At 39.6% G+C, this 22958-nt stretch carries 20 protein-coding genes, 1 pseudogene and 1 riboswitch; of the genes and pseudogenes, 3 read left to right on the top strand and 18 right to left on the bottom strand.

Annotated elements, in window-relative coordinates; translation table 11 throughout:
* Positions 1 to 27: 27 nt before the first annotated feature.
* The 11 genes and pseudogenes from BMG01_RS05135 to BMG01_RS05085 form a co-directional block, all read right to left on the bottom strand.
* Positions 28 to 615, bottom strand: a complete 588-nt coding sequence (locus BMG01_RS05135; RefSeq protein ID WP_004910080.1) for an ECF transporter S component — start codon at positions 613 to 615, stop codon at positions 28 to 30.
* Between the two features lie 90 nt (positions 616 to 705).
* Positions 706 to 846: riboswitch (FMN riboswitch) on the bottom strand.
* Between the two features lie 28 nt (positions 847 to 874).
* Entirely contained in the window at positions 875 to 1624 is a 750-nt protein-coding gene (locus tag BMG01_RS05130) for a pseudouridine synthase (protein ID WP_004910078.1), read from the bottom strand.
* 8 nt (positions 1625 to 1632) lie between these two features.
* On the bottom strand, positions 1633 to 2217 hold the full coding sequence (scpB, locus tag BMG01_RS05125; RefSeq protein ID WP_004910076.1) for an SMC-Scp complex subunit ScpB: 585 nt from the start codon (positions 2215 to 2217) through the stop codon (positions 1633 to 1635).
* 2 nt (positions 2218 to 2219) lie between these two features.
* Positions 2220 to 2987 (bottom strand): ScpA family protein, encoded by a 768-nt coding sequence (locus BMG01_RS05120; protein WP_004910071.1) that lies wholly within the window; start codon positions 2985 to 2987, stop codon positions 2220 to 2222.
* Positions 2954 to 3328: a hypothetical protein gene (locus BMG01_RS05115; protein ID WP_036066185.1), complete on the bottom strand. Its 375-nt coding sequence runs from the start codon at positions 3326 to 3328 to the stop codon at positions 2954 to 2956. The genes BMG01_RS05120 and BMG01_RS05115 overlap by 34 nt, the downstream gene beginning before the upstream one ends.
* 3 nt (positions 3329 to 3331) lie before the next feature.
* Positions 3332 to 4228: a site-specific tyrosine recombinase XerD gene (gene xerD / locus BMG01_RS05110; RefSeq protein ID WP_004910061.1), complete on the bottom strand. Its 897-nt coding sequence runs from the start codon at positions 4226 to 4228 to the stop codon at positions 3332 to 3334.
* Positions 4225 to 5088 carry a S1 RNA-binding domain-containing protein gene (locus BMG01_RS05105; RefSeq protein WP_004910057.1) on the bottom strand — a complete coding sequence of 288 codons (864 nt, stop codon included), beginning with the start codon at positions 5086 to 5088 and terminating at the stop codon, positions 4225 to 4227. Before BMG01_RS05105 ends, xerD begins: the two co-directional genes overlap by 4 nt.
* 58 nt (positions 5089 to 5146) lie before the next feature.
* Entirely contained in the window at positions 5147 to 5596 is a 450-nt protein-coding gene (locus BMG01_RS05100) for a GatB/YqeY domain-containing protein (protein WP_004910052.1), read from the bottom strand.
* Positions 5597 to 5701: 105 nt separating this feature from the next.
* Complete coding sequence (gene rpsU, locus BMG01_RS05095; RefSeq protein WP_004899901.1) at positions 5702 to 5887, bottom strand: 30S ribosomal protein S21; 186 nt, start codon at positions 5885 to 5887, stop codon at positions 5702 to 5704.
* 78 nt (positions 5888 to 5965) lie between these two features.
* Positions 5966 to 7482, bottom strand: a pseudogene (locus tag BMG01_RS05090) (carboxypeptidase M32).
* Positions 7483 to 7524: 42 nt separating this feature from the next.
* Complete coding sequence (locus BMG01_RS05085; RefSeq protein ID WP_036066181.1) at positions 7525 to 8799, bottom strand: MFS transporter; 1275 nt, start codon at positions 8797 to 8799, stop codon at positions 7525 to 7527.
* 134 nt (positions 8800 to 8933) lie between these two features.
* On the opposite strand from BMG01_RS05085, the gene BMG01_RS05080 reads away from it, so the two are divergent.
* Both BMG01_RS05080 and BMG01_RS05075 read left to right on the top strand, forming a co-directional pair.
* Positions 8934 to 10481, top strand: coding sequence for a PucR family transcriptional regulator (locus BMG01_RS05080; RefSeq protein WP_004910040.1), 1548 nt, complete (start codon positions 8934 to 8936; stop codon positions 10479 to 10481).
* 98 nt (positions 10482 to 10579) lie between these two features.
* Positions 10580 to 11998, top strand: coding sequence for an amino acid permease (locus tag BMG01_RS05075; RefSeq protein WP_004910039.1), 1419 nt, complete (start codon positions 10580 to 10582; stop codon positions 11996 to 11998).
* Positions 11999 to 12043: 45 nt separating this feature from the next.
* Here the strand turns inward: BMG01_RS05075 and BMG01_RS05070 are convergent, their stop codons facing one another.
* The 6 genes from BMG01_RS05070 to BMG01_RS05045 all read right to left on the bottom strand — a co-directional run bounded on the left by BMG01_RS05070 (position 12044) and on the right by BMG01_RS05045 (position 21125).
* Positions 12044 to 12910, bottom strand: coding sequence for a YitT family protein (locus BMG01_RS05070; protein ID WP_004910034.1), 867 nt, complete (start codon positions 12908 to 12910; stop codon positions 12044 to 12046).
* 3 nt (positions 12911 to 12913) lie between these two features.
* Positions 12914 to 14689 carry an aspartate--tRNA ligase gene (aspS, locus tag BMG01_RS05065; protein ID WP_004910028.1) on the bottom strand — a complete coding sequence of 592 codons (1776 nt, stop codon included), beginning with the start codon at positions 14687 to 14689 and terminating at the stop codon, positions 12914 to 12916.
* The gene (gene hisS, locus BMG01_RS05060; protein ID WP_004910024.1) at positions 14686 to 15987 is read right to left on the bottom strand and encodes a histidine--tRNA ligase; all 1302 of its coding nucleotides are present in this window, start codon (positions 15985 to 15987) and stop codon (positions 14686 to 14688) included. Before hisS ends, aspS begins: the two co-directional genes overlap by 4 nt.
* A 349-nt stretch (positions 15988 to 16336) precedes the next feature.
* Positions 16337 to 18019 (bottom strand): alpha-glucosidase, encoded by a 1683-nt coding sequence (locus BMG01_RS05055; protein ID WP_004910022.1) that lies wholly within the window; start codon positions 18017 to 18019, stop codon positions 16337 to 16339.
* A 15-nt stretch (positions 18020 to 18034) separates the two neighbouring features.
* Complete coding sequence (locus BMG01_RS05050; protein WP_036067558.1) at positions 18035 to 19378, bottom strand: SLC45 family MFS transporter; 1344 nt, start codon at positions 19376 to 19378, stop codon at positions 18035 to 18037.
* A gap of 70 nt (positions 19379 to 19448) precedes the next feature.
* Positions 19449 to 21125, bottom strand: coding sequence for an alpha-glucosidase (locus BMG01_RS05045; RefSeq protein ID WP_004910013.1), 1677 nt, complete (start codon positions 21123 to 21125; stop codon positions 19449 to 19451).
* A gap of 116 nt (positions 21126 to 21241) precedes the next feature.
* Here BMG01_RS05045 and BMG01_RS05040 point away from each other — a divergent pair, with 116 nt between their 5' ends.
* Positions 21242 to 22234 carry a LacI family DNA-binding transcriptional regulator gene (locus tag BMG01_RS05040; protein ID WP_004910010.1) on the top strand — a complete coding sequence of 331 codons (993 nt, stop codon included), beginning with the start codon at positions 21242 to 21244 and terminating at the stop codon, positions 22232 to 22234.
* 50 nt (positions 22235 to 22284) lie between these two features.
* Here the strand turns inward: BMG01_RS05040 and pgmB are convergent, their stop codons facing one another.
* A complete protein-coding gene (gene pgmB / locus BMG01_RS05035; RefSeq protein WP_036067555.1) occupies positions 22285 to 22956 on the bottom strand; it encodes a beta-phosphoglucomutase in 672 nt (223 codons plus the stop codon).
* Positions 22957 to 22958 lie beyond the last annotated feature (2 nt).

Genomic DNA, 22958 nt, shown 5'->3' with positions numbered 1-22958 from the left:
CCCACATTGTTTTTTGATAACGTTTTATTAAGAAACAATTTTGTGCCATAAAGGCGTCAAACTGGCTTTTACAATTTCACCTGTCACAAACCAAATAATGCCTTGAATCAGGTTAAATGGCATTACCATACCAAATAAATAAGTTTTGATACCAATCAGACGGTTAATGTCAAAATTCGCAAAAGTTGCATACAACGGTATTGCAACTAACCAATTAATGATCATGGCTACAACAGTAATTGCAATCACGCTGATTACCATAGCAATTAATTTTTGATGCCATTGCATTTTCTGTGACATCATTAACCCTAAGGCCAGAATAAAAGTTAACACGACAGCCACATTAACAGGCAAACCCAGATAAGTGTTGACACCCTCATTTGCTAAAATGAGTTTTAAGATTGTTCTTAAAAATACAACCCAAATTGCTGCGGTCATGCCTAACCAACTTAGTGCGATTATAATTGGAACGATTGAAAAGTCTAGTTTCAAAAAATCAGCACCTGGTATTAAGGGCAATTGTGGGAAAAGCATTAACCCAAAAGAAATAGCGCTTAAAATTGCAATCAAAGTTAAACGTTGTACACGTTGAACTGGTGTTGTTGTTAGTAACATATTTTTTCCTCTTAACTTGGTGCTCATTGACCAAATCAAAAAACTGCGCAATTTGTCAGGGTACAACAAAAAGGCAGTTTTCACTTTCTTTTTAGACTTCTTTATACCCGACTGTACGGTCGGCTTTGGATTTTGACCAAATCAACTGCTTGCGCAGGTCGCGGGCTTACCATTTTTAAAATACTATGTCTCACCGCCGGTTAGGATTTACACCTGACCCTGAAGTTCATATTCAATTTGAGTAAATGATACCACGAAATTACTTGCGTCGCAACATCCGATAATCTTGTGCTTGCAGTTGTTTCACTTCAGCATTTGTTAATTTACGATATTCACCAGGTTGTAACCCAATCAAATCAAAGAAAGCATACTGCTCACGTTTCAATTTTTCAACAGGTAAACCAACTTTTGCTAGCATATTTTTAACTTGATGATTACGACCTTCATGAATTGTCAATCGCACCATGCTCGTCTTTTTATCATGATCAACTCGTGTGATTGCAACGCGGGCTGGTGCTGTTTTACGGCCCTTAATCACAACACCTTTCCTCAAAGGTGCCAGCTGTGCTTCCGTAGCAATACCTTTGACTTTGGCCATATAAGTTTTATTAACTTGAGACTTTGGGTGCATCAATTGATTGGCAACTTGACCATCGTTTGTCAGCAGCAAAGCCCCGGTCGTGTCATAATCCAAACGACCAACTGGATATACGCGTTGATCAACATCTGCCAAAATATCAAGCACTGTTTTGCGACCCTTTTCATCGTCATTTGTGGTCACGACACCTCGGGGTTTATTAAGCAAGTAGTACACGAGCTTCTCTCTACCTTCGATAGGCGCACCATCAACTTGAATGTGATCACCATGTGTGACCTTAACACCTAATGTGTTGACGGTTTGCCCGTTAACTTGCACCCGCCCCTGACTAATCATCTCTTCAGCACCGCGACGCGACGCTAAGCCCGCTTGGGCAATCACTTTTTGTAAACGTTGTGGTTCTTCAAGCATATCAAAATTCACTTTCTTTCTGGTTCAACCGCAAATGGGTTAGCAAATAATTCTCCCTCAGCATCATCATTAATGTCCAAAGAGTCCAAATCCGGTAGTGGTGGCAGATCTTGAATTGTTTTTAAACCAAAGTAGTCCAAAAAGTCGACCGTTGTGCCATATAAAATTGGTCGACCGGGTTCTTCTTTTCGTCCAACTTCTGTAATTAAATGTCGCATAGCTAATTTTTGTAATGTGCCAGAGGATCGAACCCCACGGATTTGGTCAATTTCAATTCTCGTAATCGGCTGGCGGTAGGCAACAATAACAAGCGTTTCTAATTGTGCGTGTGACAAAGTGGCATTAGTTGGCGATTCAAAATACTGTTTGACAACTGTTCCCAACATCGGCTTAGTCACTAAACGATAATTCCCATCGGTTTCTCGAATTTCTAATGCACAGCTTAAGTCATTGTCATATTTCGCTGCCAAGTCATCTATAATCCCCATCACCGCAGTCTGCTCAAATCCGGTCATCGTGACTAAATCCGGCAAAGAAATACCTTCGTCTCCAGCCACAAAGAGTAACGCTTCGATTTGACTTAAATTATTCATTTTTAATCCAAATCCTCAATTTCTACAAAAATTTCGTGTTCATAATCCATCTGATGTAACGATATTTTCTCTGCTTTTGCCATTTCTAACAAGGCTAAAAACGTCATGACTAACGGTTCACGTTCATAAACATCATCAAAAAATGTTGTAAAGGCAATCATATCACCAACCTTTTGACCCAATAGATGACGATGGATATTGAAAACGGCATCAGTAATTGTATACTTTTCAGTGACCACGCGTCGACTGATTGGCTGTTGTTGCCGCTTTTTTGCCAGCAGATGCGTAAATGCCATTTGCAAGTCCACTAGTCCTAATCCCGGTGCCAAGCCAATTTCTTGGTCAACATCTTCTGGTGCCATCATTGGCAGTCGTGGAAAAGATTGTTGATCCGATTGTTCACGTTCTCGAAGCGTTTCACTCACCACTTGAAATTGTTTATAAGTTAATAATTGCAACATCAATTCTTCACGTGGATCAGTATACTCATCATCTTCAAAATCAGTCTCTACGGGATCATTTGGCAATAAATCATAGGATTTGATTTGCAGTAACGTTGCTGCCATAACCAAATATTCGCTGGCAACATCTAGCTGCATCGCTTGCTGTGTACGTATGAAATCTAAATATTGTGTTGTAATTTCGGCAATTGGCAAGTCGAAAATATCCATTTCTGACTTTTTGATAAGATGAAGTAATAAATCAATAGGTCCTTCAAAATCAGTTAATGTAATTGTTAAGCCGTTGTTTTCGATACCGACTTTCTCCATTTGTTAATCAATTTTTGGTTATCTAAAGTTCCCATCAAAAAAACGTCAGGATGTTGGGACTGATAGTCTGAAAGCATTGCAAAATAATTCTTTACACTGCGTGATTCAGGCGATAAAGCAACATGCCGAATAATGGTAATCTCATCATCATAAATTTCAACACCTAGGACCCCTTGAACCTGACCTTGTGATTCTGATTGCCAAATATAAAGTTCTCGCGTGTCACTATTGTGATACCATGCTATTTCAGCTTTTAAATGCGGAATTTCACGCAAGCCGGGCAAGAGGGATAAAATGCCCATTACTGTTTTTTCATTTTGTTGTCTGGCTAATATAATCATCATTCAGGCCCTCGGGTGATACTCATCATAAACTTCACTTAATCTCTTTTTAGAAATATGGGTATAAATTTGCGTTGTAGAAATATCAGCATGACCCAATAATTCTTGGACAATTCTAAGGTCTGCACCATTTTCTAAAATGTGAGTCGCAAAGGAATGACGCAATGTATGCGGTGAAACATCTTTCGTGATACCGGCGTTCAAGACCAATTTTTTGATAATCTTCCAAATACCTTGCCGAGTAATTTGATGACCACGATCGTTTAAGAACACATAGGGTGACTCGTGCTCTTTTAATAAGGCAATTCGGCTTGTCTTAAAATAACGTTGTAGCCAATCAATAGCAACTTCACCAATCGGAATAATACGCTCTTTGTCACCTTTTCCAATTGTTTGAATTAAACCCAACTCCAAATGTAAATCACTCATTTTAAGGTTGACCAGTTCACTGACACGAAGACCAGTGGCATACATAACTTCTAATAATGTGCGATTTCTAACGCCAAGAGGGGTATCTTCAACTGCTACTTGAAGCAACTTGTCGATTTCCTCAACCGTTAACACAGCTGGCAAATGTTCTGCTTTTTTTGGTGGGCGTACGTCACTCATCGGGTTATGAGCCACTATTTTCTCTTGGGTCAAATAGCCAAAAAACTTACGTAGCGATGTCACCATATGAATAACAGAACTATTAGATTTTCCTTCTTGGCGCAGCTGATTTAACCACGCTAAAATCACAATATGATCGACTTGGCGCAATGTTAATTTTTCAACATTAAGATATTTACCAAAACGAACCAAATCTTGATGGTAGCTTTTGATGGTATTGTCGGATAAACCGCGCTCAATACGAATATAATGCAAATAATCTACAATTGCGTTGTCAACTTCTTGTGTCATTGTTCAACTAATTTGATGCCGCCATCGACTTGCTCTATCAAACGTTCTTTATATAAGTGACCAAGCGCACGTTTAAATTGGCTTTTACTAAAACCAAATTGACGTTTAATCGCTTCAGGATTGCTTTTATCATTGAATGGTAGGAAGTGATCGGAACGTCTTTGCAACTGTAACAACAAGAAAGTGGCATCTTCATTCATGGTTTTATATGCTAAAGGTTTCAGCGACAGGTTAAGCGTCCCGTCATCACGCACGCCAATTACACGAGCATTAACTACTTCGCCTAAACGTGGTTCATCATCACGTTGAGAAGGATGAATGAATCCCAAATAGTAATCCTCAGTTAAAACAAGCGTGCCAGCCATTTTATTTCGGTATACGGTTGCCTTAATCTGTTTAGATTTCATTTCTTGAGGTGCACGACGCGAAACAGCGTTAATGATATTTTGCTGTGCAATTTCACCCCACAAACGTCCCTTGCTGTCTTCTTTAATTGCAATCATGAGCCGATCGCCCTTTTGTGGCCAAAGTGATGTGATAGTGGGCAAATCATCTAACGAAACAACAATGTCTTTATTTGGTAAGCCAATTGCGACAAAGACACCCAAATCATGACGGTTAGCTACAACAGTCCCCCAACCGTATACATCTTTTTGTGCTGTAGGCACATTTTTGGTAATTTGTAACTTATGATCTTCATTTTCATAGGCAAAACCAGTGACAAAACCACCTAATTTGAGAGGCTTTTGAAGTTCTGACTTATCAATTTCATAAGTAAAACCATCGACTTGCGCAAAAAAGAACTGACTGTTTTCATCAGTGACTTGTGCTTTAATTGTGGTACCAACTGTTGGATTCATATCATTTTCCTTTGATGCGCGCTACTTCACGCACTAATACTGGGCTTTAGCGGATAAATTACTGGCCTGCTAATAGAGATTTTACTTGATTAGCAACAAACTTCCCATCAGCCTTACCTTTGACTTGTGGTGTCACAACACCCATAACTTTACCCATATCCTTTGGCGTTGTCGCACCGGTTTTTGAGATTGCAGCCTTAATAATAGCAATCACTTCATCTTCACTCAATTGTGCTGGCAAATACTTCGCTAGAATCGCTAATTCAGATTTGATACCTGCTGCCAAATCGTCGCGTCCACCCTTTTCAAATTCTGAAAGCGATTCATGGCGTTGCTTGACTTCACGTGACAGAACAGTTAATTCTTCTTCTTCAGTCAAATCATGTCCCAAATTGATTTGTTCATTCATGACGGTTGATTTCACCATGCGAATAACAGACAAAGCTTCTTTGTTTTTATCCTTCATCGCTTGTTTCATATCAGCATTCAAAGTTTCTAACAATGACATTATTTCTCTTCTTTCGTGACTAAAATTATTGTCGGTGACAATCCGACCTTCCTGATATCATTCTACCATAAAAAAAACGCCACTGATGTGACGTTTAGCGTCGAATTAACGACCCTTCTTTTTGTTACGCTTTTGTGCCGCTTCAGACTTCAATTTACGTGCAACTGAAGGCTTAACGTAGAATTCGCGCTTACGGTATTCTTGGAGAGTACCGTCTTTTGAAACACCGCGCTTAAAGCGACGCAATGCATCATCCAAAGATTCGTTCTTACGTACGATGACCTTTGCCATTTGATAACCCTCCTTTCTCGCATTTTATTTCGTTAAACGACATGCACTAAATACTTATTTATTATGACAGACTTTTAACTAATCGTCAATACCGTAAGCCTTTAAATACTGCTTTGTTTGTAAATCAAGCCAGTATTGTGGATTAAGTGACTCACCCGTTGCTTGTTTTAAGATAACTTGTGGATCAACTGCACCACCATATTGCCAAATATGTTCTTTTCGCCATTCAAAAATTGGTGAATAATCACCTGACTGAAAAATTGCTTCAAAATCCAATGATTTTGCCATAGTTGCTTGGAACTGTGCAGCATACAAATGACCTAATGCATAGCTTGGGAAGTAGCCAAATGAGCCACCTGCCCAGTGAATGTCTTGCAAAATACCTGTTAAATCATCCGGTGTATCTAAATCCAAGTATTCTTTATATTTCGCATTCCAGAGGGCTGGCAAATCGGCTACATCAATATTGTCATTGAAAATTGCCTTTTCAATTTCATAACGAATAATAATGTGTAATGGATACGTAAGAGGATCGGCTTCTGTCCGTGTGAATGAAGCTTGCGTTTTGAGCCAACCTGCATAAAAAGTTTCAAAATCAACGTCATCAAGAACACCCTCAAAAGCTTGTTGCATCTGAGGATATTCTTTTTCCAAAAAGGCTTTTGAACGTCCAATCATGACCTCATTAAACAAAGATTGAGACTCATGAATACTCATGCTAATTGGCAAAACAGAACGAAAGTCATCATATTTTGGATCAACATTTTGCTCAAACAGTCCATGACCAGCTTCGTGGAAAATACCTAAAAGAGCCATTTGAAAGTTATGATCATCCCAACGTGTCGTAATGCGAGCATCATCACGATTCAAAGCTTCCATAAAAGGATGAATCGTGTCATCAAGTCGACCTTTGTTCAAATTATAACCTAACCGTTGCACAGCTGACATTGCATATTGTCGTTGCTGTTCTTTCGTCACCCGTCTCTTCAAAAAAGAGTCTTCTGGCGTCGTACCTTCTTTGGCCAAACGTCGGCGTAACTCAGTCACGCCGGTTTTGACTTGGGCAAAAACTGCGTCTAATTTAGCCACTGTCAATCCCGGTTCGTATTGATTGAGCAAGACATCATAAGGTGTTGCCTCATTTGTTTGCCATAGCGGAATAAATTGCTTTAAGTAGCCAATAATTTTTCCTAAATAAGGTTGAAAAATTTTGTAGTCGTTAGCTTCGCGAGCTTGCGCCCAATAGTCTTGTGCCTGCGACAACGTTTTTTCAAAGGCTATGAAATCTTGTTCTGGGATTTTGCCCGTCATATCATAGTCTTTTTGTGCTTTTTTTAATACCAATTGGCCAAGTTCATCCAATTGACTCGTGTCAGATGAGAGCGCTTTTAATATGCTTTGTCGTTGTTCTCCTGTACTGACTGTAAATATCTTCTGCGCTAAGTAAGCATCAACATCAACGCGAAAATGTCCAGCATCTTTGGGCATACCAGTCAAAGCATACCAGTCAAAGCATCCCAGCCAGAAAGCGCTGCAATTTCAGATAATAATGTCTGTTCTTTAACGGAATCAAACAAGTCTTGTTGCGTCGTCATGATTTACCTCATTCTCCAATTAAATATTATTAATTTTATCACTTATTTATCTAATTTAGAAGTCGTTTTTGTATCAGTCATACGCCAATAAACTAATAAACTAATAAAAATCACTACTGTAACATAAATAAAAAATAGATTTTCATGATTAATTTTTCTGAGATAGAGCGCCAAATATTCAACTGTACCACCAAAAATAGCGACCGTCAGTCCGTAAGGTAAACCAACACCTAAAGCGCGGATTTCTGTTGGAAACATTTCTGCTTTGACGATGGCGTTAATTGAGGTATAGCCTGTCACAATCACCAAGCCTGCTAACATGACCCAAAACGCCTCCCAACTCGTTGTAGCATGTTGCAAGGCCACAAAAATTGGTATTGTAAAAATTGTTCCTAGTCCACCAAACCAAAATAGTAATGGCCGTCGTCCAATTTTATCAGAAATTGCACCCGCGATTGGTTGTAAAATCATAAAAATAAGTAACGCTAGAAAATTAATTCGTGTGACTGACTGGGTTGGTAATCCCACAGAATTGATCATAAATTTTTGCAAGTATGTTGTATACGTATAAAATGCAATTGTACCGCCTAAAGTCAATCCAACCACTGTCAGGACAGCCTTGGGATAACGCATTAATTCTTTCAGACTACCTTTTGACTTCGCTTTCTGTGAAGCAAATTGGTCAGATTCTGCCATGCTCAATCGCAAGAACAACACAATTATTGCCCCAAGGGCACCGATAATAAATGGAATTCGCCATCCCCACTGGATCAACTGTTCAGTTGACAATGTCATTTGCAAGATAATTTGGACACCTAATGCAATTAACTGACCACTAATTAGCGTCACATATTGGAATGAAGCGTAAAAACCACGATGATTTCGACTGGCCATTTCTGATAAATACGTTGCTGAGGTTCCGTATTCACCACCTAACGATAGTCCCTGAAACAAACGTGCCAAGACTAGAATAATTGGCGCAATAATACCAATATGAGCATAACTTGGTGTGATAGCAATCACCAGTGAGCCACTCGCCATAATGAGAACTGATAATGTCAAAGCCGCTCGGCGACCGTGCTGATCAGCATATTTTCCCAAAATGAGGCTACCTAATGGGCGCATCAAAAAACCAATCGCAAAGACCCCAGCTGTGCTTAACAATTCAGCTGTTTTGTCATGACTTGGAAAAAATGATGGCGCAAAATAAACAGCGAATGAAGCATAAACATACCAATCAAACCACTCTATCAAATTACCAAGCGATCCTTTTAAAATGTTGCTAATAATCTCTCGTTCTGAACGTTGTACTTGCATACGATTCACCCCTTTTTCCTTACTGTAACGAAATCCGAATGACTATTCACCGTCGGTTTGCACAAACAAAATCATTTTGTTTGTACAATATGTTAAGTTGTGCCATAATAATGGTAATTTTCTTGAGGCAAACTATGAAGTTTAAATCGTTATTAAATGAACCTTTGATGGGTCAATATACTGTCGCAGCTGGTGAAGAAGGATTATCTCGAGAGGTTAGTCAGGTTGGTGTTGTTGACGCGCCGGATTTTGAAAAATATTTATTACCCGGACAGTTAATTTTAACAACTGGTTACCTCTTCCATGATAATTTACCACTATTACGTAGTTTAATTATTGAACTAGATAAACACAACGCTGCTGGATTAGGCATTAAATACAATCGTTACTTCACAGAATTACCGCGTGATGTGATTGTTTTAGCCAATAAACATCGAATTCCTATTATATGGACCCCTGCTGATGAAGTAATTTCTATTACAATTCGTAATTTAAATGACGTTATCTTGAGTAAACATACGGGTGAATTACACGAAATTGTGAAAATCAATCAAGAATTATCGGCAATCAACCATAATAATACTTATCAACACTTGCTTGATTTAAGTGCCCAAATTTTAGAAGCGCCACTCTTATTATTAGATTCTCACTTTACAGCAATATATGCCAGTACATCTTTACTCAAGGAACGTGATTTTTTCACTAAATTTTTACGTGAATCTTCCGGGATTGCTTATCTGAATCTTCAAGAGAAAGTTCGTGTCACTTTTAAAGGTCAAGATTTTGATATTTTGCCCATTTTTTCTGCCTTAAAGGAAAATAAAGCTTTCGTGGCAATTGCTACTTCAGAAGATCGATTGTCTGACTTTCAATTGTTGAAACGTGAACAAGTCATTAACGCATTGGGATTTGCAAACTCTCGCACCGATCTCATTAATGAAACAGAATTCCGTAATCGCTCTGGTTTTTTTCTGAATGTCATGGAATCAGGCCTAAGCCAAGAAGCAATCAGTCACTACTTGAACGATGCCAATATTGACGTTACGGCACGCTATCGTGTTGCAGTATTAGACTTTACCACAAAGAAAACAGTCATTGAAACACGGCAATTTGAAATTCTTCAAGCACTCACTCGGTGGTTCATTCGGGAATCAAATTGGTCCGTATTAATCTTTTCTCACAAACAACAGCTTGTTTTACTGATTAATATGACCATTGACACGCGTTCTTTTTTGCAAGAATTATATGATTTTTTAACTGAACAAGATAAACTAGAATATTATTTTACCATTGGCTTTTCACGCGTTACTGGTGAAATGAAACAATTAGCGGAGCTCTACGAGCAAGCAAATAACGCTTTGAAATTAACAACTAAAACCCACCCCATTATGCGCTTTAGGCCAAAAAGTGCGCATGAACTGCTTCATCTACTACCGCCACAAGAAAGCCATGCCTTTGTTGAAAAAACACTTGGCCCTATCTTGGACAATCCTGAACTACTCAAGACACTAGAAACATATATTTTTTTACATCAAAACGTTACAGCAGTAGCTGGCGCAATGTTTGTACACCGTAATACAATCAATTATCGCTTGAAGCGTATTGCGGAGCTGTTAGATGTTAATTTAGAAATGCCCGATGTGTTAGTGGATATTCAGCTGTCATTATTGTTAATTAATTAGTCACTTTGCATAAATCACAAAAATAAGTTTGTGCAAAGAAAAATTAGTATTTGATGATAAACATGATAAAATTGTTTCCAATCAAGGAGGCATTACTTATGATCGAATACACAAATCTAGCGGTGAACCACGACGGTACCATTCGTGGTCTCAAAAAGAAGCACGTTCAAATGATCGCCATTGGCGGCACAATTGGTACCGGATTATTTTTAGGAGCAGGTAATTCAATTGCGAAGACAGGTCCTTCAATTCTGATTGTTTATGCAGTATTGGGCGCTTTCTTCTTCATGATGATGCGAGGCATTGGCGAAATGTTATATGCTGACCCGTCGCAACATACATTTGTCTCCTTTATCAGTAAGTATGTGGGCGCAGGTGCAGGCTATTTTGCTGGTTGGTCTTATTGGATTGGTCTTGTTTTCGTTGCAATGGCTGAATTAACAGCGGTTTCTACTTATGTTAAATTTTGGTTCCCCAACTGGCAAACATGGATCATTCAAGTTGCTTTTCTCTTCATTTTGACAATGATTAACCTCATCGCCGTTAAACTGTTTGGAGAAACCGAATACTGGTTTGCGATGATAAAGATCATCGCCATTGTTGCCATGATTGTAACAGGATTATTCTTGATTGCAACAGGCTTCAAGGCCCCTGCTAGTGGTGGCCACACGGTTGCCTCATTTGGCAATGTATTTTCTAACTTCACACTATTTCCAAATGGTGCAAGTATGTTCTTCGCTGCCTTTCCAATGGTATTTTTCGCCTTCCAAGGCATGGAATTCGTTGGTATCACAACAGCTGAAACACAAAACCCACGTGAGGTTTTGCCAAAAGCGATTAACACGATTATTTTCCGTATCTTAATTTTCTATCTTGGTGCTATGATTATCATCATGTCCATTATTAATTGGCATGTGATTGCTAAAACACCTGATGAAAGTCCATTCGTTATGGTCTTTCAATTAGCTGGTTTCAAAGCCGCCGCGTTAGTTATCAACTTTGTTGTTCTAACATCAGCCGCTTCGGCACTCAATTCTGCTATTTATTCAGCAGGTCGACACTTTTATCAACTGGCCGAAGAGTCTGATTCCAAGCTCATGGGGAATTTCCGAGAAATATCATCAAACGGTGTTCCCGCTAAAGCAATTATTCTGACTGCCGTGTTAGTACTGTTGTCACCTGTTATTAATTCAATTCCACAAATTACTAGTGCTTTTGGATTTATCACATCAATTTCGTCAAACATGTATATTATCGTTTATGCGATGACAATGTACGCTCATCGTAAGTTCCGTGAATCAACTGACTTTATGCCAAACGGGTTCGTCATGCCTGGTTACAAATGGACCAGTCCCTTGACACTTGTATTCTTCGCGGCAATTTATATCAGTTTGTTCTTCCAAGCTGATTCACGAATGTCAGCTATTGGTGCCATTGTCTTTACTATCATTTTTGGTTATCTCTCACATCGTAAGTTTTCATCAAAAGTTTCGACTTCAACGTCAACAGCGTCATAAACATATTAAAAGGGATCCAACATTATTGGATCCCTTTTAATATGTTTATAGTTCCGGTTCGTAAAAGCGACCGACAGTATGCTCAATTTTCCATGTTGATGAAAACGCGTGTTCATCAACTTCTTTCATTGCTTCACGCAATTCAAAGCGTTCCTGTTGCGTAATCACTGTCAGCAGTACTGAACGTTCTTGACCAGTATAACCACCGCGAGCATCGTTAATAATAGTGACACCGCGACGCATTTTACGCTGAATACCGTCAACCATTTCGTCCGGCTTCGTCGTAATAATCATGACTTGCATCTGTTGTTGACGGGTATAAAAAGCGTCAATCATACGTGAACTAATAATGACACCAACAATCGAATACAGCGCATATTTCCAGCCATAAGTTAATCCAGCACCAATCATAATAAGGGCGTTGAACGCCAAATTAATGGGTCCCATTTTGAAGCCAAAGTGTTTTTTAACTAACATGCCAATGACATCTAATCCGCCGGTTCCTACGCCATATCGTAATGCCGTTCCAACAGCCATACCATTTAAAGCACCACCAAACATGGCATTAATTAAAGGATCTGGCGTTAACACGCGAGTTGTATCAAACAGTGGCATCAAAGCTGAACTGAGAAGTACAGCCAACGTGGTGAAAGTAGCAAAACGCCAAGACAACTGCCACCAAGCAATCACCAACATTGGTAAATTAACCAACGCCAATGCGAGCGCGACCGGAATTTTTTCACCACTTAAAGTGGAAACTAACTGGGCAAATCCAGTAAACCCTGATGAATAGATATGACCAGGATGCCAGAAGTAATTCATTGCAAAAGCAACAATCACACCGTAAAATATAGCACCACCAACACGACTCGCGTATTGATTTTTCATGAAATTATGAAATATTTTTTGCATCAATCACTCGGCTTCTGGTACAAATAAACCTAATTCATTCAACTGTTTTGTTTCAACACGCGTTGGTGCTTCCGTCATCGGTTCAGTTGCTCGTGAATTTTTAGGAAAAGCAATGACTTCACGAATATTTTCTTGTCCGGCCAATAACATTGCTAAACGGTCTAGTCCAAGCGCGATACCACCCATTGGCGGGAAACCAAATTCCATGCCTTCAAGCAAGAAACCAAATGCCTCATGCGCTTTTTCAGGTGTAAAACCAAGTGCCTTAAGCATTTTTTCCTGAATGTCCATACGGTGAATACGGATTGATCCTGAGCCTAACTCATAACCGTTCAAGACCAAATCATAACTTTGCGCATGCGATTTATGTGGATCTTCACCATCATCAAGATAGTGTAAATCTTCTTCATTTGGCATTGTAAATGGATGGTGGGCAGCAATCCAACGGTCGAAATCTTCTGAATATTCAAATAATGGCCAATCAACAATCCATGCAAATGCCCAAGGATTTGTTTTGTCCACCAAATCAAGATCAGCAGCTGTTTGACGGCGGAGATAATCCAAAGTAGCTGACACAACATCATTACGACCAGCACCAAATAACAACAAGTCTCCCGTCTGACCACCAACGCCAGCTATCAAAGCTTGACTATCTTCTGGTTTAAAGAATTTGGCAATTGGACCAGTTAGTCCGTCATCAGTTACCTTTAACCATGCCAAACCTTTAGCACCAAACCGTTCAATATATTGTGCCAATTTGTCAATGTCTTTACGAGAATAGTGATCGGCACCGCCCGGTACAGCGATTGCTTTCACAACACCACCAGCTTTAACAGCGTTGGCAAACACGCCAAATTCACTATTTGAAACGGTATCAGAAAGATCATGAATTTCATAAGCAATTCGCAAATCAGGTTTGTCCGTACCAAAACGATCCATTGATTCTTGCCATGTTAGAGTCGGAATGGTGGTCGTATCAAGATCAAAGTTCACGACATCGTTCATCATTGCTTTGACCCATTCATTGACCAGTTCCCGAATTTCATCAGCAGTCATGAATGATGTTTCCACATCCATTTGTGTAAATTCAGGTTGTCGATCACCACGCAAATCCTCATCACGGAACGCACGTGCGATTTGGAAATAGCGATCAAATCCAGCCCCCATCAATAGTTGCTTGAATAGTTGAGGTGATTGTGGCAACGCATAAAACGATCCGGGGAAAACGCGAGATGGCACCAAGTAATCACGGGCACCTTCAGGTGTAGACTTAGCCAAAATTGGTGTTTCAATGTTGATAAAATCATGTGTATCCATGAAGTGCATGGCACTGGACATAATTTTAGACCGAACGCGTAGGTTCTTTTGCATTTCTGGTCGACGCAAGTCTAAATAACGATACTGCAACTTGAGTTCCTCATTAGCATTAACGTTATCCTCAATATAAAATGGTGGTGTTTTTGACGTTGCCAAAATTTTGGCTGATGTCACATCAACTTCAACGGCACCAGACTTAATTTTATCGTTAATTTGGCTAGCATCACGTTTGATGACTTTACCAGTCACAGCAACAACATATTCACTTCGCATATCTTCGGCGACAGTCAAAGCTGATTGGTTAGTAGCATTGAATGTTAATTGCACAATGCCTTCGCGATCACGTAAGTCAACAAATATCAAGTCACCAAAATCACGACGCTTTTGCACCCAACCACTCAATGTCACCGTTTGGTCAAGATAACTTTCGTCAATTAAACCTGCATATGTTGTTCGTTTCATTGTTCGTCTCCTTGTGCATCAATAATTGTTGGCAAATCTGTATAAAGATCAGCCAATTTAACAAGTTGCTGTTCACCAGTTGCCATGTTTTTAATATTAGCAGCGTGTGCTGCTAACTCTTTTTCCCCAACAGTCACGACGTACTTAGCATTGTGACGATCCGCTGTTTTAAACTGTGCTTTTGCTGAGCGATCCAGATAATCACGTTCAGCAACGAAACCAAATGACCGGATTGCTTGCACGATTTGCATAGCTGCAATATCTGTTTCATCACCGATGTTGACAACATAAAAATCAAGGTCATTATCGACTTCTGGTGCAACACCCTGCGCGTTTAACAAACTCACCAAGCGCTCCATGCCAATACCAAAACCAACGCCAGCTGTTTCAGGACCACCAAAAACAGATACCAATCCTGAATAGCGACCACCGCCGGCAATTGTTGCAGCACCTTTTAATTGCTCATCAACTGTCATAACTTCAAAGATTGTATCGTTATAATAATCCAAACCACGAACCATTGTTGGGTCAATTTCAAAGTCAAGATTCAAAGCCGTCAACAATGCTTGAACTTTTTGGAAGTGCTGTTGTGAGGCTTCAGACAAATAATCCAAAATTGAAGGTGCGTCAGCCACAAAAACTTGATCTCGTGGATCTTTTGAATCTAAAACGCGCAGTGGATTTTTCTCCAAACGCGCCTGAGAATCGGCAGATAATTCAGAACGATGTGGCGTAAGATAGTCAATCAATGCTTGGCGATAATCATCTCGTGACTGCTTATCACCCAAAGTATTAATTGCAACACGCAAATTCTTTAAACCAAGGGTTTGGAACAAATCAATTGCCATCGCAATAACTTCGACGTCAAGTGCTGGTGATGAGGAGCCAAAAGCTTCTACACCAATTTGATGAAATTGGCGCATACGCCCTGCTTGTGGACGTTCATAACGGAACATTGGTCCAATGTAAAATGATTTATAAGGCTTATCAAATTCTGGCCCATATAATTTATTCTCGACATACGCGCGGACAATTCCGGCTGTTCCCTCTGGTCGTAGGGCAATGTGGCGATCACCTTTATCATGAAAATCATACATTTCCTTAGTGACAACATCTGATGTATCACCTGCTGAACGAGAAAAAACTTCAAAATTTTCAAATATTGGTGTTCGAACTTCTTTAAAATTATAGTCACCAAATAATAAACGCGCAACATTTTCAACGTGTTGCCATTGGCTTGTTTGATCTGGTAATAAATCAGCAGTACCCTTAGGGCGCTGGAAAAGTGGTTTTGCCATCGTATTTTAATTGCTGACAGTCATATTACGACAAGTCAGTTGTTCTCCTTCTGTTTTTGACATTAAAACTGAAAAAGCGCCCTCAACGATTATTCGTTAAGGGCGCAATTGCACGGTACCACCTTAGATGTTGATGCATACACATCACTTAGATTGCTTATCGCGCTACCACGCACTGCCTTATACAACAGTGTCCTCCAAGGTGTCACAAATTACGTCATCGTTTTGCTTGCATCACCCGCAAAATTTCTGATAGTCCAGACCATAATTTTTCCAATTCATCGGCTTTAATATATGCCTTAATGATATAGTTATCTCACCTCAAAGTCAAGCCAATTACAAGACATAATTACTTATCAAAACGATATACTTTTGCTTCATAAGGACGAAGTGTTGTCAAAGCGTCATCTTCATAATTACTAATGAGGACTGACGCGTTATCTGGCACATGATAATCGCGCGTCAATGTTTCGCTGGTAAAGTTATTGATTACCAATAATGACTCATTTTGACCGACACGACGATAAGCGTAAACTTGTTCATCTTCAGGATCCAACAATTCGTATGTGCCTGTCGTTATAATTGGTAATTCATGACGTAAGCGGATGAGCTTTTGGTAATAATAAAATGTTGAGTTTAGGTCTGCTAACGCAGCTTTGGCATTAATGGTGTCATAATTATCATTCATCTTTAACCATGGTGTGCCGGTTGTGAAGCCCGCATTTCTGCTATCGTCCCACTGCATTGGTGTTCGAGCGTTATCACGACCCTTGGCATGCACATACTTCAGCATGGTTGCCTCATCAGTTAAGTGATCTTTATCAATCAAGTATTTGAAAGCATTTTTAATTTCAACATCATCAAAATCATCACGTTGCAAATTGTAGGCATTGGTCATGCCAATTTCTTCACCTTGGTAAATATAGGGCGTTCCTTGCATGAAATGAAGCAAAGTGGCTACCATTTTAGCAGATACAACGCGATATTCAGGACGGTCATCCCCATAACGACTCACAGCACGTGGTTGATCATGATTATCCCAATAAAGTGAATTCCATGCTTTACCAGCCAAATCATTCTGCCATTTTGAGAGATTTTCTTTCAAATCAACGAGGGAAACTTTTTTGTCATACCATTTTCCAAGTGCAGGATTAGGATTATTATCAAGTCCCATGTGCTCAAATTGGAAGACCATGTTTAGTTCTGAGTTGTCTTGATTGGCATACTTAATGGCATTTTCAATATCAACACCTGAAGCTTCACCGACTGTCATCATATCAGCTCTGTTTAAGACTTGTTGACGCATTTCTTGCAAGTATTCATGGACATGCGGACCGTTGGCAACGGCTTTATCTGAATTACCATACTCGCCCCCCTCTGGCACTTCACCATCAGGCAAGCCATCTGGCTTAGAAATGAGGGAAATAACGTCCATTCGGAAGCCATCAATGCCCTTATCCACCCAGAAATTCATCATGTCAAAGACAGATTGACGTACTTTAGGATTAACCCAATTTAAATCAGGTTGACCTTCGACAAATAAGTGTAGATAATATTGCCCTGTTGCCTCATCAAATTTCCAAGCTGGCCCAGAGAAAAATGAGCCCCAGTTATTAGGCTCGTGTCCATCCACTGGATCACGCCAAATATAAAAATCACGCTTATCATTATCTTTTGAACTCCGGCTTTCAATAAACCATTTATGCTGATCTGAGGTATGATTAACAACCAAATCCATCAAAATTTTGATGCCCTTATCATGCGCTTTTGCTAGCAAGCGATCAAAATCAGCCATTGTACCAAATTTGGCATTGATATCTTCATAATCGGAAATATCGTAACCATTATCTTTGTCTGGTGATGCATAGACAGGATTTAGCCATACAACATCGGCACCTAATTTTTTAATGTAATCAAGGCGTTGCTCGATACCCTGTAAATCACCGATACCATCTCCATTAGCGTCTTGAAAAGACCTAGGATAAACTTGATATACAACTGCTTTTTGCCACCATTTAATTGTTTCTGTCATGATAATTCTCCTTTTTTAATTACGATTTTCTTCTTTTACGGTCCAGATTAGGCAACCACCAATCATCAAGAAGACGCCGGCAATTGCTAACATGTGTGCCATTGATTTACCCACTGCTGGGAAAATTGCAAAACTAGCAACTGACGCCACAATTTGCGGAATGCAGATAAAACAATTGAACAATCCCAAATAGATGCCATCATGCTTACCATCTAAGGTATTCGTCAAGATGGTAAATGGAATAGAAATTAACGCAATCCAACCAATACCAATCAAAATGAATCCAATCAGTGATGAAAGATGTGTATGACCATAGGCAACAACAATAAAGCCAATGCCACCAACAATCAAGCTGAGAAAATAAGCACTTTTACGCGTTTTATTATTCAAACGCTGGAATAAAATTCCCACCACAATTGCCACAACTGAGTAAACAGCCTGTAAAATACCAAACCAATTACCAGCCGCTTGATAACCCGCAGATGCAGGATCTGAAACATGCCAAATGTTCTCTGACAAAGCACCAGTTGAGTTTGTCCACATATATGGAATACCAAACCAAACAAAGAATTCAACCACACCTAGTGTCCAAAATACTTTAGGGGCATGTTTTAAAATCGTCATAAATGATTCATGCTTCTTAGTGTCCACATTGTAGCCATGATAATATGCCAACGTTTCTGGATCGTATTCTTTAACATTCATAATAGTAAAGACAGTTGAAATTAACAAAATAGCCGCTGCCACATAAAATGAAATTTTAACAGAATTTGGTACAACACCTCGGGCTGCCGTGTTAGCTACCCCAAATGATGTCAAAATAAACGGAAATACGAAGGCAATTACGCCACCTAAACTGCCCCAAATATTTTGCAAACTCCAAGCTTTATCGGTTTGCTTTTCATTAACCATGTCAGGAATAATCATCTTGAACGGTTGCATGGAAACATTAGAAGACAAATCCATGAACAAAACTGTCACTGCACCAAACCATAGTGCTGTCAGTGAACCGTACCCAAATCCAAATGATCCGGTATTTGGCAAAAGCAATAATACGATTACGGAAACTAAACATCCGCCAATCAAATAAGGCATTCGCCGACCCAACTTAGGTAGCCAAGTTTTATCAGAAAACAAACCAATTAACGGTTGCGTAATCATGCCTGCAAATGGTGGCAAAATGAAGAAAAACCCCAATTTTGTTGGATCTGAACCTAACGTTTGAAAGATTCGACCCATGTTACCAGTTTGTACTGAAAATGCGACTTGAACACCAGCATAACCAAAAGTCATCAAAAATAATTGCATGCTAGTCAGCATAGGAAGCTGACCCTTTTTTTGTGTCTTACTATTCAACATATTCACTCTCCTTTTAAGTGATTTTAGTTTACACACGCTATTTTAAAGTAACCGCTTACATTTTATGCCGTCATGTTCCTTCAAAATAAACTTTTGATTCATAGGGCCGTAATGTGTCGCCTTTATCATCACCGTAATTACTTAAAATCATATTCGCGCCATCATTCAATGGATAATGACGCGTCAAGGTTTGATTCGTAAAGTTACTGATGATTAATAGCTCAGAATCAACCCCACTGCGTTTGTAAGCATAGACTTCTGTGTCATCAATGTCCAAAACACTGTAATGACCATTAGTGATGATTGGCATTTGCTGTCGTAATGCAATTATCTTTTTGTAAAAATAAAAAATGGATTGTTGGTCAGCTAACGCTTGTGCCACGTTGATTGTTTCATAATTCGAATTAACTGCTAGCCAAGGTTTTCCCTTTGTAAAGCCAGCCTGATTACTATCATCCCATTGCATGAGCGTGCGTGCATTATCACGTGAGGAATGATGCACATAGGTCATCATCTGTTCTGGTGACACACGTTGCTGTTCAATCACTAAATCTTGATAGGCATTTAAGGTATCAATATCTTGGTATTGTTGAATTGATGGCCAATCAACATTTGTCATGCCGATTTCTTCACCTTGGTAAATGTAGGGTGTTCCCTGCATAAAGTGCAATGTTGTGGCTAACATTTTTGCAGAGACAACGCGATAAGCTTCAGAATCATCACCAAATCTTGAGACCACACGTGGCCGATCGTGATTGTTCCAATAAAGACTGTTCCAAGCTTTGCCATCAAGTGCTGTTTGCCATTTAGATAAGATTCGCTTCAAATCTACCAAATTGAACCGCTCGTCACTCCACTTTCCCAATCCTTCACGGCTATTATCAATTTCCGTATGCTCAAATTGGAAAATCATTTGTAATTCATGACTGTCAAACCCAGCATACTTAATCGCATCTGACGTTGTTACTCCGGGGGTTTCGCCAACGGTGATAATATCGTTGCGTGACAACACCTTAGCATTCATTTCCTGCAAATATTGGTGTACCTTTGGTCCATTGGCAACAAATGTCATTGACGATCCATGATTATCAGCGTTCACATTAGGATCATTTGGCAAACCTGTTTGTTTAGAGATGAGATTGATGACATCCATTCGGAACCCATCTATCCCTTTGTTCAGCCACCAAGACATTGTTTCATAGATTGCTTCACGTAGCGCTGGATTTTCCCAATTCAAATCAGGCTGTTTTTTTGAGAAAAGATGTAAGTAGTATTGTTTTGTTTTCTCATCAAACGCCCAAGCTGATCCACCAAAATCCGACAGCCAATTATTTGGCTCGTGTCCATCAACAGGGTCTCGCCAAATGTAATAATCACGATACGGATTATCACGTGACTGACGACTTTGCTGGAACCACTGATGTTCATCAGATGTGTGGTTGACAACCAAGTCCATCATGATTTTTAGGCCCAACTCATGGGCAATTGTAATCATTTCATCCACATCCGCCATCGTGCCAAATTCTGGTAAGATTTTGCGATAGTCACTGATATCGTATCCGTTATCATCATTTGGTGATTGGTAAATCGGACTTAGCCAGATGACTTGCACCCCTAGTTCTTTTAAATATGGGAGTCGTTGAATAATACCCGGAATGTCGCCAACACCATCACCATTACTATCCTGAAAACTGCGCGGATAAATCTGGTAGACGGTTGCTTTTTGCCACCATTTATTTTGATTCATTATCATGCCTCATGATTCCTAATTACCTTTTTAATATTTGAGTAAACGTTTACGCAATTAATATTGTAACCGCTTTCATTTCGTTTGTCAACTTATTTTGGGTTATAATATAACTTATGGCTATTACAATCAAAGATATTGCAAATAAAGCTGGTATTTCAGCCGCTTCCGTCTCACGTATTTTAACTAATCGTGGGCGTTTTAGTGAGGCAACAGCACAACGTGTTCGGCAATTAGCTCACGAAATGGGATACTATAAGAATCAATCAGCCGCCGATTTATCACAAAAAGAAAGCCGCGTCATTGGTGTATTAGTGCCAACCACGCATACTAACTTTGCTGATGAAATCATTAAAGGCATGCAAGCAAAGGCTTTCGAATTAGACTATGAACTGTTAATTGCTTTCGTTGAAACGGACAGCCAGCAGCAAATCAAAACTGTTAAATCATTGCTTTCCCGGCAACTATTGGCAGTTGTCATGTTAGCCATTGATATCGAAGATCCTGTTTTTGAGGTCTTAACAAAGGCTGACGTACGCTTGCTGAGTGTCTCTAACCAACTCAATAATGTGATTCCCTCTATTTCCTCTGATAACTACGCTATGATGCACACTATCGTGGATTATTTATACAATCAAGGACACCGCAAAATGGCCTTAATTGGCGCGTCCAATCCAGATCCTATTGTTGCAGTTTTAAGGCGAAAAGGTTTTATTGATGCACTGTTAGATCATGGTATTACCTATAATCCCGAATTCATCTGGGGCGTTGATAATGATTATCAAACTGGCTTAGACGCTATCAAAAAATTCGGTGCGCCTTTACCTTTTACTGCTGCTATTGGCTCAGCGGACATTATTAGCATTGGCTTACTCAATGGTGCAAAAGATGCTGGCATTGCTGTCCCTCAAGATCTATCAATTGTGACCATCGATGGGACAGAATTAACCCAATTAACACGTCCTATCTTAACGGCTGCGCAGCAAAACTTTGCACAAATGGGAGAATTAGCTATTATGGCTCTCGCTGATCACACCCTCTCGCCGCATACCGTCACTTTTACTGATATCACAATTAAACAAGGTGGTACAGTGGCAAACATTAATTAAAACAACAAAAGAGTGTCAGTGTATAAAAACACTGACACTCTTTTCATCATCTATTGCATTTTAGCTTCAATATTTGCCAACGTCACTTCTGAAGTTGACTCAAAATTCAAGTCCGCTCCTGACAAAACATCTGCGTTACCAATGGCTAATGATGTCTCACCTGCCCCATTGATTGACGCAATACCAGCAGTTGAATCTTCCAATCCAATGACATTTTCTGGATCTAAATGTAAGACCTCCGCAGCACGAACGAAGATTTCAGGATCAGGTTTTCCCTTTGTCAAAGTGGCGGGATCAACAATGCCAACAAAATACTCGGTCAATCCCAAATGATCTAGAATCATTGGTGCGTTTTTAGAAGCTGATGCCACCGACATTGTATAGCCAGCTGCCTTAGCTGATTGAATGAAATCTTTCATGCCAGGCAAAATATCATCTTCAGTCAATGTTGAAATGAGTTGTTGATAATTATGATTTTTCTTTTCTGCTAATGCTTCTTTATCTGCTTGAGAAAAATCATTGGCATGATCTCCAGCATCCAAAATCATTTGCAAGGAAGCCATGCGACTGATGCCCTTCAAACCTTCAGCCAATTCTGGTGTCCAAGTTGTGCCAACCTCATCAGCTGTTTGATGCCAAGCTTCACCATGAAAGCGCGCCGTGTCAGCAATAACTCCATCTAAATCAAAGGCAAAACCTTTAATATCTGAAAATTTAGCCATTT

This window comes from Leuconostoc sp. BM2 (genome assembly GCF_002095565.1).
GTDB lineage: Bacteria > Bacillota > Bacilli > Lactobacillales > Lactobacillaceae > Leuconostoc > Leuconostoc falkenbergense.
Note: the sequence above shows the minus strand (reverse complement) of the source record. Positions and strands in the feature narration are given on the sequence as shown.

Excerpts from the sequence above, each read along its gene's own strand:
- rpsU (WP_004899901.1), bottom strand. The coding sequence starts at position 5,887 with ATGGCAAAGGTCATCGTACGTAAGAACGAATCTTTGGATGATGCATTG.
- hisS (WP_004910024.1), bottom strand. The coding sequence starts at position 15,987 with ATGGCAAAACCACTTTTCCAGCGCCCTAAGGGTACTGCTGATTTATTA.
- aspS (WP_004910028.1), bottom strand. The coding sequence starts at position 14,689 with ATGAAACGAACAACATATGCAGGTTTAATTGACGAAAGTTATCTTGAC.
- BMG01_RS05100 (WP_004910052.1), bottom strand. The coding sequence starts at position 5,596 with ATGTCATTGTTAGAAACTTTGAATGCTGATATGAAACAAGCGATGAAG.
- BMG01_RS05080 (WP_004910040.1), top strand. The coding sequence starts at position 8,934 with ATGAAGTTTAAATCGTTATTAAATGAACCTTTGATGGGTCAATATACT.
- BMG01_RS05075 (WP_004910039.1), top strand. The coding sequence starts at position 10,580 with ATGATCGAATACACAAATCTAGCGGTGAACCACGACGGTACCATTCGT.
- BMG01_RS05135 (WP_004910080.1), bottom strand. The coding sequence starts at position 615 with ATGTTACTAACAACAACACCAGTTCAACGTGTACAACGTTTAACTTTG.
- BMG01_RS05105 (WP_004910057.1), bottom strand. The coding sequence starts at position 5,088 with ATGAATCCAACAGTTGGTACCACAATTAAAGCACAAGTCACTGATGAA.
- BMG01_RS05130 (WP_004910078.1), bottom strand. The coding sequence starts at position 1,624 with ATGCTTGAAGAACCACAACGTTTACAAAAAGTGATTGCCCAAGCGGGC.
- BMG01_RS05050 (WP_036067558.1), bottom strand. The coding sequence starts at position 19,378 with ATGTTGAATAGTAAGACACAAAAAAAGGGTCAGCTTCCTATGCTGACT.
- BMG01_RS05055 (WP_004910022.1), bottom strand. The coding sequence starts at position 18,019 with ATGACAGAAACAATTAAATGGTGGCAAAAAGCAGTTGTATATCAAGTT.
- BMG01_RS05070 (WP_004910034.1), bottom strand. The coding sequence starts at position 12,910 with ATGCAAAAAATATTTCATAATTTCATGAAAAATCAATACGCGAGTCGT.
- BMG01_RS05040 (WP_004910010.1), top strand. The coding sequence starts at position 21,242 with ATGGCTATTACAATCAAAGATATTGCAAATAAAGCTGGTATTTCAGCC.
- xerD (WP_004910061.1), bottom strand. The coding sequence starts at position 4,228 with ATGACACAAGAAGTTGACAACGCAATTGTAGATTATTTGCATTATATT.
- pgmB (WP_036067555.1), bottom strand. The coding sequence starts at position 22,956 with ATGGCTAAATTTTCAGATATTAAAGGTTTTGCCTTTGATTTAGATGGA.
- BMG01_RS05045 (WP_004910013.1), bottom strand. The coding sequence starts at position 21,125 with ATGAATCAAAATAAATGGTGGCAAAAAGCAACCGTCTACCAGATTTAT.
- scpB (WP_004910076.1), bottom strand. The coding sequence starts at position 2,217 with ATGAATAATTTAAGTCAAATCGAAGCGTTACTCTTTGTGGCTGGAGAC.
- BMG01_RS05085 (WP_036066181.1), bottom strand. The coding sequence starts at position 8,799 with ATGCAAGTACAACGTTCAGAACGAGAGATTATTAGCAACATTTTAAAA.
- BMG01_RS05120 (WP_004910071.1), bottom strand. The coding sequence starts at position 2,987 with ATGGAGAAAGTCGGTATCGAAAACAACGGCTTAACAATTACATTAACT.
- BMG01_RS05115 (WP_036066185.1), bottom strand. The coding sequence starts at position 3,328 with ATGATTATATTAGCCAGACAACAAAATGAAAAAACAGTAATGGGCATT.